The 13,548-nt window shown below is 71.2% G+C and carries 5 protein-coding genes; 2 read left to right on the plus strand and 3 right to left on the minus strand.

Annotation, left to right across the window (positions count from 1 at the left end):
* Positions 1 to 84: 84 nt before the first annotated feature.
* Positions 85 to 1,551, plus strand: a complete 1,467-nt coding sequence (locus ABTZ94_RS12520; protein ID WP_351200253.1) for an MFS transporter — start codon at positions 85 to 87, stop codon at positions 1,549 to 1,551.
* Positions 1,552 to 1,622: 71 nt separating this feature from the next.
* Here the strand turns inward: ABTZ94_RS12520 and ABTZ94_RS12525 are convergent, their stop codons facing one another.
* The 3 genes from ABTZ94_RS12525 to ABTZ94_RS12535 are packed head-to-tail and all read right to left on the minus strand — an operon-like array spanning position 1,623 to position 12,199.
* Positions 1,623 to 8,786: a thioester reductase domain-containing protein gene (locus ABTZ94_RS12525; RefSeq protein ID WP_351200255.1), complete on the minus strand. Its 7,164-nt coding sequence runs from the start codon at positions 8,784 to 8,786 to the stop codon at positions 1,623 to 1,625.
* Positions 8,787 to 8,843: 57 nt separating this feature from the next.
* Positions 8,844 to 9,701, minus strand: coding sequence for a class I SAM-dependent methyltransferase (locus tag ABTZ94_RS12530; RefSeq protein WP_351200257.1), 858 nt, complete (start codon positions 9,699 to 9,701; stop codon positions 8,844 to 8,846).
* A complete protein-coding gene (locus ABTZ94_RS12535) occupies positions 9,698 to 12,199 on the minus strand; it encodes a lantibiotic dehydratase (protein ID WP_351200259.1) in 2,502 nt (833 codons plus the stop codon). The genes ABTZ94_RS12530 and ABTZ94_RS12535 overlap by 4 nt, the downstream gene beginning before the upstream one ends.
* A gap of 119 nt (positions 12,200 to 12,318) precedes the next feature.
* Between ABTZ94_RS12535 and ABTZ94_RS12540 the strand changes: the two genes are divergently transcribed.
* Positions 12,319 to 13,518, plus strand: coding sequence for a M20 family metallopeptidase (locus ABTZ94_RS12540; protein WP_351200261.1), 1,200 nt, complete (start codon positions 12,319 to 12,321; stop codon positions 13,516 to 13,518).
* The last annotated feature ends 30 nt before the right edge of the window (positions 13,519 to 13,548 follow it).

Raw genomic sequence — 13,548 nt, forward strand, 5'->3', positions numbered from 1 at the left:
GAACCGTGCCTCCGTATCGTCACTTACCGGAATCGGACATCCGGTTCCGGTTACCACTTTAACTTACAGGAGCGTATCCCTGCCATGGCCACGCCTCCCACTTCCGTCTTATCCCCGGACCCTCTTCGCTGGAAGGCGCTTGTCGTCCTGGCCGCGGCCCAGTTGACGGTGGTGCTCGACGCCTCGATCGTGAACGTCGCGCTGCCGTCGATCCAGCGGGACCTGCACTTCAGTGACTCCAACGTCCAGTGGATCGTCAACGCCTATGCCCTCGCCTTCGGCGGTTTCCTGCTGCTGGGCGGCAGGACCGCCGATCTGCTCGGGCGGCGGCGGGTGTTCATGACCGGACTCGGTCTGTTCGCTGTCGCCTCGCTGCTCGGGGGCCTCGCGCCGAGTGCGAGCTGGCTGATCGCCGCCCGTGTCGGCCAGGGTCTCGGTGCCGCGATCATCGCGCCCGCCGCACTGTCCATCGTCACCACGACCTTCACCGAAGGCGCCGAACGCAACAAGGCCCTCGGAATCTGGGGCGCGCTCGCCGGAGCGGGCGGTGCCATCGGCGTCCTGCTCGGCGGCGTGCTCACCGAGTGGGCGGGCTGGGAGTGGGTGATGTTCGTCAACGTGCCGATCTGCCTCGGCGCCGCCGTCCTCACCCCGCGCCTCGTCCGCGAGAGCCGCGGTCATGAACGCACCGGGATCGACTTCGCCGGTGCCGCACTGGTGACCGGCGGTCTCAGCGTGCTGGTCTACGCGCTCGTGGACGCCGAGCGGGCCGGCTGGGGTTCGGGCAGGACCATCGGACTGCTCGTGCTGTCGGCCGTCCTGCTGTTGGTCTTCGCCCTGGTCGAACTGCGCGTCGTCAAGCACCCGGTGATGCCACTGCGCATCTTCCGCAACCGCAACCTCTCCAGCGCCAACATGGTCTCCCTGCTGGTCGGCGCCGCGCTGCTGTCGATGTTCTTCTTCATCTCCCTCTACCTCCAGCAGGTGCTCGGCTTCTCCGCACTCGAAGCCGGACTGTCCTACCTGCCCTTCTCGGTGGCAAGCATCATCGCGGCCGGTGTGGGCTCGCAGTTGGTGACGAAGGTCGGGCCCAGGCCCATCCTCCTCACCGGCCTGACGCTGACCACGGTGGGGCTGCTGCTGTTCACCCGCATCCCCGCCAACGGCACGTTCGCCGGGGACGTCCTGCTGCCCTCGGTCGTCGCGGCCCTGGGACTCGGATTCTCCTTCGTGCCCGTGACCATCGTCGCCGTCTCCGGTGTGACACCCCAGGAGTCGGGCCTCGCATCGGGACTCATCAACACCACCCAGCAGATCGGCGGCGCGCTCGGCCTGGCCGTGCTCTCATCGGTGGCCAACGCCCGCATCAGCGAGCTCCTGGCGGGCAAGCGGCCCGACGGCGCGGCCGTGGCGGACGCGATGACGGAAGGCTTCCGGCTGGCCTTCGCGGTCGGAGCGGGATTCGCCCTGCTCGGCGTGGTGATCACCCTGCTGGCGGTCCCCAGGACCGACCGCTCCGCACAGGACGACGTGCCGGTCGCGGCGATCTGACGTATGGGAAGCACGGTTCGGGCCCGGCCATCGTGGCCGGGCCCGAGCCGTGCTCTTCGCGTACCGGGGCGTCAGTAGGACAGCCCCGGGCAGTAGACCCCCGCCCCCGGCACCGTGTACGAGCCGCGCACGACAAGCGTATCCAGTCGCTCCAGGACAACGCCGCGGGTACGGAACGCCCAGCTCAGGGTCTCGGGCATCAGTCGGCCCGGGATACGCAGCCGGGGAGCGGGACCGTCGGGAGCCGCCCTGCGCATCAGCTCGCCCGCGCCCGTGTACAAGGCCCGCACCGCGGCCTCCGAGACCGCCGTCAGATGTCCCAGATCGGACAGGCCCGTGGTGTAGCCGGCGATGGCACCGGTCGCCCGGTCCACGACGACGTACGGCTGGGACCACCCGAAGGCCCGTTTCGCGGCCATGTGGATCTCCCCGTCCCGCGCATGGCCGTTCACCGTGCGGTAGAGCTCCTGGCACGCGGGCACATCGTCCTCGGTCATCGCGCGCACCGCGAAGCCCGCCATGTTCGCGGGGGTGGGCGGCGCGTACCCGGCGACCACGGACAGTTGCTCGCACGGTACGAAGCCGAGCGACGAGTAAAGCCGGTACGCGCCGAGGTTGTTGGTCACCTGTACGGCACGCACGGATTCCCGGTCGTGCCCGGCGGCCGCGACGACCACCTCGTCCATCAGCAGACGCCCCACTCCACCGCCCTGCACGCCGGGGGCGGCACTGAGAGGGCCGAACGCGGCCACCGACTCGCCCAGGACCAGGAAGTTGGAGCCCACCACGGCTCCCGCGCCGTCGATCGCCACATATGCGAGGCAGCCGGGGGCTGCGAGTCGGTCCCGGAACATCTCCGTCACGGCGTCCACCGAAGACCACTCGGGCGGCAGGCCCAACGAGGCGTTCAGCGTGTTGAAGGCGTCGAAGCAGATGCCCGCCATCGCCGGCAGGTCCTCCCACGCCGCCTCCCGGACCCGCAGTCCCTCCCCGCCGCTGTCCGGGGCGCTGCCGCCCGCCTCGGGGAAGTAGCCGACGCGGACGAAGAACCCGACGTACTTCTCGAAGAGTTCACGCGTCATCGGCGGGCATTCGATGCCGGTACCCGCCAGCAGTTCCCGGGTCTGAGAGGTGTCGACGGACAGGTAGTGGTTGCGTCCGCTGTAGATGGTCGATTCGAACGCGTCGATCATCGGGACCATCGCGTTGTCCCGGTCTGAGCGGATGCGCTCGACCCAGGGGTCCCAGCGCAGTTCGTCCAGTCGGTAACCGAGGGACCGCAGGCAGTCCGTCATCTCGGAGAAGGGCAGATGTGTTCCGTTCGCGAGGTGGTGGTTGCGGCCCGCCGCCCGCTCATCGCGCGACAGCCGCAGGATGGCCGCGCTGACATGGTCGACCGGCACCAGATGGAAGATGCCCGCGGGATCCGCCGGTACGGCACCGGCCTGCACGATTCCCTTCATGCTCAGCCAGACGAAGTCATGGGTCTGGCAGAAGCCGCGCTGCGAGTCGCCCGAGATCTCGTCCACCCGGTAGATCGCGACCGGCAGCCCCCGTTCCCTGGCGAGCCCGATGATCTGCTCCGCCACCAGCTTCGTCTGCCGGTAGCCGGAGGACAGCGCCTCGGCAGGTCCCGGCGGATCGGTGACCTTCAGGGCCACTCCCGGGACCGCCTCGGCGGCGAACACGCCCGTGGACGAGACATGGTGGACGGGCACGGTCCGGTGCCGGGAGGCGAGCCGAAGGATCTCCGCGGTGCCCGTGACGTTCGCGTCCTTCAATGCCGAATAGGGGTAGAGGCCGTTGACGGTCGCCGCAGCGTGGTAGACGGCGTCGACACTGCGCGCGAGGGCGTCGAAGCGGTCCGGGGCGAGTCCCAGCAGGGGCTGGGCGAGATCGCCGACGACCACGGACAGCCGATTCGTGTCGATGTCGTGCCAGAACTCGTACCACTCCAGGTTCTTCCGCAGCCTCGCCCGTGCGTCCGCCTCGTCGGCCCCGCGCACCAGGCAGTGCACGGTCGCACGGGTCGTGCGCAGCAGATCACGCAGCAGGTACGCGCCGAGGAAGCCGGTCGCGCCGGTGAGGAACACCTCCCTCGGGTCGTCGGCGACCCGGATCACCTCGTCGGCCGGGGTGATGTCCGCCGCCAGTACGACCTCGGCGGCGAAGTCCACCGTGTCCTCGTCGGAGCCCGGCGCGGTGGACACCGTGTCCAGGACCTTCGCCAGCAGTTGGTCGGCGAGCACCGCCAGGGTCGGATGCTCGAAGACGAGCGTCGGACGCAGGCTCACCCCGCAGAAGTCGCTGATCTGATTGCGTATCTCCACGGCCATGAGAGAGTCGACACCCATGTCCGAAAACGGCGCATCGGGGTCGATGTCGTCCGTGCCGTCGTGGCCCAGGACCGCCGCGACCAGGGAGGCAATCCGGTCCATCATGTGGAGGAGCTGCTTCTCCTCGTCCATCCCGGCGAGTACGGCTGCCAGCCGGGCGGCGACCTCCGGACGTTCGCCCGGTTTGAGCGCCCGTCCGGCCGGGGCCGCTTCGTCGGCGTCGGCCGGCTCCATGACGGGGGCCGGTGCCGGTGCCGCCGCGAGGGTGGGGGCCGCAGGCGTGGGCAGCCAGTAACGCTTGCGCTGGAACGCATAGGTCGGCAGCGTGACGTGACGGGCACCGGTGCCCTCGAAGAACGCCGCCCAGTCGACCGGGACACCGGCGGTGTGGAGCGCGGCGGCGACGCCGACGGCGGCCTGGGCGCCGGACCGGTCACGACGGGACACCGGCAGCGCACGGTGGTCGTCCGCGTCGCCGATCACATGGCGCACCAGGGCCGTCAGCACCCCGTCGGGCCCCAGCTCGACGAAGGTGTCGGCGCCCCGGTCCCGCAGCGTCCCCACCGCGGCGGCGAACCGTACGGCCGAGCGCAACTGCCCGACCCAGTACGCGGGCGTCAGCAGCTCCGCACCGGCGAGGTCGCCGGTGGCCGTAGAGATGATCGGGATGTCAGGCGTGCGGTAGGCGACCGTGCGTGCGACGGCTCCGAACTCCTCCAGCACCGCGTCCATACGGGGCGAGTGGAAGGCGTGACTCACCATCAGGTGCTTGGTTCTGCACCCCTGCTCGGCCAGGATCCGGGCGACCTCCGACACGGCGTCCTCGTCACCCGAGACCACGACCGACCGGGGCGCGTTCACGGCGGCGATGCCCATCCGGGACTCCCGGCCTTCGAGGAGCGGCAGCACATCCTCCTCGGTGGCCTCCAGGGCGACCATGGCGCCGCCCTCGGGCAGTGCCTGCATCAGCTCGCCACGGGCGGTGACCAGCCTGGCCGCGTCGGGCAGCGAGAACACCCCGGCCACATGCGCCGCGGCGAGTTCGCCGATGGAGTGACCGCAGAGCGCTTCGGGCCGCACCCCCCAGGACACCAGCAGCGCGAACTGCGCCACCTCCAGAGCGAACAGGGCCGGTTGGGCGAAACCGGTGCGATGGATACGGCCGTGGTCCTCCGTGCCGCCGGAAGCAAGCAGCAACTGCCGTATATCGGGGGCCAGATGCTCGCACACCGCGTCCAGCGCCTCGGCGAAAACCGGAAACTCCTCGTACAGTTCACGGGCCATGCCCGCCCACTGGGAGCCCTGACCCGTGAAGAGGAAAGCGGTGGTACGGGCGGGCCCGGCGAGCCCTGTGGTCAGTCCGGCCGCGGGCTCGCCCTCCGCGAGCGCGCCGAGACCGCGCAGCAGCCCCTTCGCACCGTCGGCGACGACTGCGGCGCGGTGCTCGAGCCCGGCCCGGGACAGGGCCAGGGTGCGCCCGATGTCCACGGGTTCGCAGTCGGGCGCCGCACGCAGGAAGGACTCCAGACGGCGGGCCTGCTCGCGCAGTGCGGCGGAGGACTTGGCGGACAGCATCCACGGCACGGCGGTAACAGGCCGCGAGGGGACGTCCTCAGTGGCGGCCGGGGTGTGCGACGCCTCCTCCAGGACTACATGCGCGTTGGTGCCGCTGATCCCGAAGGAGGACACACCGGCGCGCCGCGGCCGTCCCTCGGCGGTCGTCCACGGCCGCGCCTCGGTGAGCAGCCGTACGTTCCCCGAAGGCCAGTCGACATGCGGTGACGGCCGGTCGACGTTCAGCGTCGCCGGAAGTACCGCGTGGCGCATCGCCTGCACCAGCTTGATGACACCGGCTACACCCGCGGCGGCCTGGGTGTGGGCGACGTTGGACTTGACCGACCCCAGCCAAACGGGCCGCTCCGGGTCCCGGCCCTGCCCGTAGGTGGCGAGTATCGCCTCGGCCTCGATCGGGTCGCCGAGCGTGGTCCCCGTGCCATGGGCCTCGACGAGGTCGACCTCGTTCGCGGCCACCCGGCCGTTGGCGAGCGCCCGGCGGATCACCCGTTGCTGCGCCTGGCCGTTGGGGGCCGTGAGCCCGTTGGACGCGCCGTCCTGGTTGACTGCGCTGCCCCGGATCACGGCGAGCACCTGGTGGCCCGCCCGGCGTGCGTCCGAGAGCCGCTCGAGCAGCAGGACCCCCGCCCCTTCTCCGAAGGCGGTGCCGTCCGCCCCCTCGGCGAAGGCCTTCACCCGGCCGTCGGGTGCCAGACCCCGCTGCCTGCTGAAGGTGATCATGTCGTCCGGGGTTGCCATCACCGTGACACCGCCGGTGAGCGCGAGCCGCGATTCACCGGAGCGCAGGGAGCCGCAGGCCAGATGGAGGGCCACCAGGGAGGCGGAGCAAGCCGTGTCCACGGTGACGGCCGGCCCGCGCAGACCCAGGGTGTAGGCCACTCGGCCCGACATCACACTGCCCGATGTGGCGAAGCCGAGATAGCCCTCGTACTCGGATGCGGGCGCGGCGAGCGTGCTGTACGTCTGCCCCTTGGTGCCGACGAAGACGCCGGTCTCCGAGCCTGCGAGCCCGGCCGGATCGATACCCGCCCGCTCGAAGACCTCCCACGCGACCTCCAGCAGCAGCCGCTGCTGGGGATCCATCGCGGTCGCCTCACGGGGGGTGATGCCGAAGAACCCGGCGTCGAACGCCGACGGATCGGTCAGGAACCCGCCGCGCGAGGTGCAGCTGGTGCCGTGGTGGTCGGGGTCGGGGTCGAACAGGGTGTCCAGCGGCCAGCCCCGGTCAGCGGGGAAATCCGATGTGGCGTCCCGTCCCTCGGCGATCAGGTTCCACAGTTGCTCGGGCGACTCCACCCCGCCCGGGAAGCGGCAGGCCATGCCGATGATGGCGATCGGCTCGTCGTCGTTGCCGGACGGGACCGTACGGTCCGCCGTTGGCACCTCGACGGGGGTGCGGGTGCCGGATGTCCCCGTCAGCTCCGCGACAAGGCGGTCGGCGAATGCCGCGGGCGTCGGGTGGTCGAACACGACGGTCGCCGGGAGTCGTGTCCCGACCAGTGCGCACAGCCGCTGCCCGACCGCCACGACGGCCAGGGAGCCGAGCCCGAGATCGACGAACGGCCGTGTGGGCGCCACCTCTTCGGGGCCCGCGACGCCGAGGGACCGAGCCACCTCGGTGCGGACCAGGTCCAGGACGGTCCGGGTCCGCCCGGCCGCCGTCATGGCCATGAGCCGGTGCGCCCACTCGTCGGCGTCGCCTCCGCCCTCGCGACCGGAGTCCGTCTCCGTTCCGGGTGCGCCACCGGTGGCCACGCCGAGCAGCCGGGGGCCCGCCTCCGCCAGCAGATGCCGGGTGATCTTCCCGGATGCGGTCCGCGGCACGCGCTCGATCGCGTACACCTTCTCCGGCACCTTGAAGAAGGACAGAAGCCCACGGCAGTGCTCGATCAGCGCCTGAACGTCGATTCCTTCGGGGCCCGGCACCACATAGGCGACGGGCACCTCGCCGAGTGCCTCGTGGGGTTCCCCGCCCACCGCCGCGTCGGCCACGCCCGCCGCCGTGCGCACCACGTCCTCGATCTCCGCGGGGTGGATGTTCTCGCCACCCCGGATGATCAGTTCCTTGAGCCGGCCGGTCAGGGTCACATGCCCGAGGGCGTCCCGGCGCGCCAGGTCGCCCGTGCGGTACCACCCGTCCCGCAGCACCTCGGCGGTCGCGTCGGGTTGGCCGTGGTAGCCCCGCATCACGTTGGGGCCGCTGACCCAGACCTCGCCCTCGTCCCCGGTGGGCACATCGGCACCGGACTCGGTGTCCACCAGGCGCACGCTCACCCCCGGTACGGGAGGGCCGGCCGATCCGGCGACCCGGTCACCGGTCGGCCGGTTCGAGGTGATGGCGCCCGTCTCGCTCGATCCGTACTGGTCTACGAGCGGGACGCCGAACGCCTCCTCGAAACGGCTTCCCAAAGATGCGCCGCTGGCCGACCCGGCGACGAACCCGAGCCGCAGCGAGGGGAGTTCGGTGCGCTCCTCACGTGCACGGTCCAGCAGATAGTGGTATGTCGTCGGCACCCCGGCGAGGAAGGTCACACCGTCGTCGCGCAGCGCGTCCAGGACCTCACAGGGGGCGAAACCGTTCATGAGCCGGGCACCGGCGCCCACGGCCACGACCCCCATGACGCACAGGTTCTGCCCCAGACCGTGGAAGAGGGGCATCGGCCACAGCAGCCGGTCGTCCTGCGACATCCCGAGCACACCCACATGGCACGCCTCCACCAGCCACAGTGAGCTGCGCAGGGAGTAGAGCACGCCCTTGGGCCGGCCGGTGGTGCCCGAGGTGTAGAGCATCCAGGCCGGGGCGTCGAGCGGATTCTCCTCGGGCGCCGGCCCCTCGGGCTCGGCTGCGGCGAGCGTCTCGTACGCGGTGATACCGACGGGCGCGTCCTTTGGCGGCGGGACGTCGCCGGTGAGCACGATCGCCGGCCGGGAGTCGCCGGACGCGGACACCGCCCGCAGCAGCACGTCGAGCCGCGCCGGGTCGCACAGCACCACTGACGCCCCTGAGTCCCTTAGGAAATGGGCCAGTTCGGCGTCGGATGCCTGCGGATTGAGCGGCACGGTGACGCCGCCGGCCCGTATGACGGCGAGGCAACTCTCCACCGCCTCGACACTGTTGCCCATGAGGACGGCCGCGCGGCCGCCGTTCTCCAGCCCCAGGGCTGCCAGATGCCCGGCGAGCCGAGAGGTCCGCAGATCCAGTTCCCGGTAGCCGACGCCGCGCCCGGCGTCGGCGAAGGCCACCTTGTCCCCGATCCGGGCGGCATGTCCGCCCAGCAGTTCGGACAGCGGACGGATCAACGAAGGGGTCGTATCAGGAACCATGTCATCGCACCTCTCGGCTCTGTGCTCAGCGCTTGGTGGTCGGTTGCGGCCGTGCCGTCAGCGGACGGCCAGCACGGTCCTGGTCGGGCAGGAGAACTCCAGGGAACCGTCGGGGCCCGCGAGCACCCGCAGTGCCTCGCGCGCCTCGTCGGTCGCCTCGGCAACCCGCTCCGGGGGGACCAGGTCCCACTGCATGCGTGTGGTCACGGTCTTGGTCCAGGCCAGGTAGTCGTCGATGGTCTCGAAGCGGGAGTCCGCCGGGACATGGCGGATCCGCACATCGCTGAATCCGGCCTTGTGGAAGGCGGCGGCCGTGGACTCCTCGCTGACCAGGGGGCCACCGAGACCCAGGACCACCTGCCAGGGGTCGTCAACACCCTCGGGGAGGTACTTGGCCAGCACGCCCGCGAGGATCTCCGCGGACTCCCAGCCTGCGGCCAGCCTGCCGTTCTCGGTGGGGAAGGTGGTCGCGGCGAATCGGCCACCGGGGCGCAGGGCGGCAAGGGCGCAGGACAGGGCCTTCTCCGCATCCGGCAGCAGGAACAGGACCATACCGGCGCTCACCGCGTCGAAGGGCTCGTCGAAGGCGAAGCCCTGGGCGTTGCCCAGCTCGGCACGGGCCCGGCCCGAGAGCCCGCGGGTGGCGATGTCCGCCGCGCACGCGTCGACCATGCCCTGGGCCTGGTCGATGCCGAGGACGAAGCCGTCCGGGCCGACCTGGTGGGCGATGGGGAACAGGCAGGCGCCGCGTCCGCAGCCGATGTCGAGCACACGCGCTCCGGGCGAGAGCTCCAGCAGATCGGCGACCATCTTCCCGAGCGGATGGAAGATCATCTGACCCGCGGACTCGTACTGCTCGGCGGACTTGTCGTAGGCGTCCCTCACGAGGGAGGTGATGCGGATTTCCTCGGTCATGATGCGCTCTCTTCCTGAGTCAGCGAATTGTCGGACGTCGTCGGCCGCACGATGCAGCCGAGACGGAATTCGGCACAATGCGGCATGCCCGCGACGCGCCACCACAATTGATCGGCGGTCGGCAGCATTTCGGACACTACGACCTCACCCTCGGGAAGCCGTGCGATGTCGAGCACCGACAGCGGATCGGCGAAATCGACGTACAGCGGCTTGGGTTCGGCCGGATGCTTCACATACACATGGCGGGGAATTCCATGAGAAGCCCGAAGCCTCTGCACGGCCAGCCATTGCGTGACGGTGTCCCCGGCCCTTTCCGGAATGGCCAGGCGCCAGCGGGCACGCTGAAGGACGACACCGTCCACCACGATCCGGGGGGTGTACGCCCCGAGATCGACCGGCACCGGTACCAGCGCGGGCCGGGACACCGCCCGGTGCAGCGTGGACGACAGGTCGCCCGGGTAGAGCAGCCGCTTCTGCCCGTCGACCAGCACCGCGTCCGCCGTGGCGGGGACGACGGCGTCGGCGATCGGCACCACATCGGCACGGTCTTTGCCGGACAGGCCGCTCAGCTCGATGGCGACACCGGGCAGTTCGGGTGTCACATGCGCGCTGCGTCGACGCGAGACGATCGTCGCGGCCGTCCCGGACGGCACAGCCCGCGCCACCCGCTCGCGGAACCCGTCCCACAGGCCGTCCGGGTCGCTGTGCAGCGGCCGCTCCAGACCTCCGAAGATCGAGCTGCAATCGTCGTGCAGTTCCGAGAGCACCCAGGTGGCGGTAGCCGGGTCGGAGCCCGCCACCATCAGGTCCGGGCTCGGGAGGCACGCGTCCTCGCGACCGTAGGACACGGTGTCCCACAGCGGTGCCAGCGCCTCGTCCAGCTCGCTCCGGCTCAACTCGGCGACGGACGGACGGCCGTCGTCCGTACCCGCCTGCTCGACGGCCCGCTCGACCAGGCCGCGCAGCACCGAGTCCAGTCGATCACGGCGCGGCGAGCGGGCGGGGATCTCCCGTACGGCCAGCACGGCCAGCGGTGCGGGCGAGCCCTGGAGTTCGTCACGCAAGGCGTCGCGGGCGTCCTCCCTGGTCAGCAGCGCCGCGAGAAACGCGAGGGGGAACACCGCCTCGGTGACCTGCCGGATCCGGTCCACGACCGGCGCCCCGAAGCCGACCCGCTCGCTCAGCGGGCTCGACCTGTCCTCGTGGAACAGCTCGCGGTCGGCGTAGTGCCTGCCGCTGTCGCGCGACACCTGCCCGCCGCCCTGCTCACGGGCTGCCCGCGCGGCCGTGAGATGACCTGCCCGCTCGGGCCATGCCGCATCCGCGTACTTGTCGCGGGCCTCCGCGAGTTCGACGACCGCGGCCGTGGGGTGCTCGGCCGCCAGCCTGGTCAGCGCGTGCAGCTCGGTGGCCGGGAGGCGCCAAGGGGAGACGATCAGCGCCGGTCCGAGGGCTTTCACCAGCTTGGCGGCGTACGCGGCGTCCGCCGCTGCCCGCTCCGGGGGAAGGGCACCGGCCGCGGCGATGAGCGTGTCCAGACGGCATCCCGGTGCCGCTGCGGCGGCCTGCCACAGGGCCAGCGCGGGAGCGGCGACCTTGAATCTGCGGCCGTCGACAGCCCGTTCCAGCACCGGGTCCGGGCCCGGCCGGCGGAACAGGGGACTGGGCCAGACGTGCTGCCGCGTCAGCGGCACTTCTCGGGCGGCCCGCTCGCGCAGCTCCTCCACGAGCCAGGCGCTCGCCTCCACCACGACCTTCTCCCGGCCCGGCGCGCCGGCCAGCAGGGCCTCCTCCTGATCCGGCCGCAGTCGGCCGAACAGCACCGGGCCGAAGAACGAGACCGTCTCGCACTTGGTGGCGAACCGGCGCAGATAGCGGTGCAGGGTGTCGACCCGGCGGCGCAGGGCACGCGGCACCGCGCCCCCGTCCCGTGCCTCGGTCCAGCCCGGATGGGCCAGCGGCGCAGTCTCCAGCGCCGTGCGGTGGAACGACGGGTTGGACACGAACACGGCGTGCCCGAAGTCATCGCGGCCCGCGGCCTCCGCAGTGCGCAGCCGGGCCCGCAGCAGTGCCGTGTCCAGCTCGTCCCGGGCCGCCGTCAGCCGCTGGTCGAGTGCGGTGACCAGGGTGTTCCACCCAGGCGCCCAGTGCGACGCCCCAGTGGCCGTGAGGATCGACTCGCACCGTTCGTCCAGCGGTGCGGCCTCCTCCACCTGCCGACGGCAGCTCTGAAGGGCCCGCAGGGACCGCTGGCGCGGTTCGACGGTGCGCACGGCCTCACGCAGTTGCGGCCAGAGTTCGTCCAGGAAGTGCGCGCGCTCGGAGGCGATGGCGTCCTCGGCCGCCAGCACCTCGGCAGCGGTGGTGAGCAGCCCTTCGGAGGCGAGCCCGTCCAGGAGTCCGGCCGGGAAACCCGTCGCCCGCAGCAGCGACCAGGGCATTGTCTCGACGGAGAGTTCCCCGTTTCCCGCGCGCACGTTCCACGTCAGTGATGCCATGTCAATTCTCCAGACTGGTCTCGCTTTTCGTCCGCCGCTCCGGTAGGAAAGGGAGGGCTCAGGAAATGTTCGGCCGTCCAGTCGCCGACGCACCTGGTAATCCGGAGGGGAAAGTAAAGATGCGAATTTCGTCTCGGACGATGCACCACTGCCGAGAAAGCGTCGACCGCGCCGAGAAAAAGCTGATCGCTCTGTCGAGGAGTATTCACGCCGAGCCGGAGATCGGATTCCAGGAGCACCGGAGCGCGGCAAAGGTGAGCGGTCTGCTGCGGGACGAGGGATTCGAGATCGAGCCCGGAGCCGGGGGCCTGGAGACCGCGTTCACCGCCCGCTACGGCAGCGGCCCGCTCACGGTCGGGCTGTGCGCGGAGTACGACGCCCTGCCGGGCCTCGGCCACGCCTGCGGTCACAACATCATCGCCGCGTCGTCGGTGGGTGCTGCGCTGGCGCTGAGGGACGTGGCCGACGAACTCGGCATCACGGTCATGGTGCTGGGCACCCCGGCCGAGGAGATGGGCGGCGGCAAGATCACGATGCTGGAGGCCGGGGTCTTCGACGATGTATCGATGGCGATGCTCGTCCACCCGGCTCCCGAGGACAACTGCGCTCCCCGCCCCCTCGCACTGATCGAGCTCGAAGTCCGCTACACCGGAAAGGAGTCGCACTCCGCGCTCGCCCCCCACCTGGGGGTCAACGCGGCCGACGCGCTGACCGTGGCCGAGGTCGCCGTCGGCGTGGGCCGCCAGCACTTCGAGCCGAGGCAGCAGGTGCACGGCATCGTCACCCGGGGTGGCGATGTGCCCAATGTGGTGCCCGCGCGCACGAGGGCCCTCTACAACCTCCGCGCCGCCGACATGGAGTCCCTGGAACGCCTCGAAGCACGCATCAGGGCCTGCTTCGAGGGCGGAGCCGTCGCCACCGGCTGCACACACGAGGTCCTGTCCACGCCCGCGTACGCCGAACTTGCCCACGATCCCTTCCTGGTGGAGGCGTACCGTGCCGCGGCCACCGAGCTGGGCCGCCCCCTGGTGTCCCCGGAGGAGGAGCGCACGATGCCCACCGGGAGCACCGACATGGGCAATGTGAGCCGGGCCCTGCCCAGCGTGCACCCGAGCATCGGCATCGACAGCGGGGGTGCGGTCAACCACCAGCCGGAGTTCGCCGAGGCGTGCGTGACCCCGGCTGCCGACCGGGCGCTGCTCCATGGAGCCGTGGCGCTCGCCTGGACCGCGGCGCAGGCCGCCGAGGACGACCAGGCCCGGGAGCGCCTGCTGGCGGCCCACCGGGCCCGCCGCGCCGCGGCCCGCGCATCCGGCTGACGCCCGTCCGGCCGCTCCCGGCCGGGACGA

Source organism: Streptomyces sp. NPDC002785, from assembly GCF_040295565.1.
Lineage (GTDB): Bacteria > Actinomycetota > Actinomycetes > Streptomycetales > Streptomycetaceae > Streptomyces.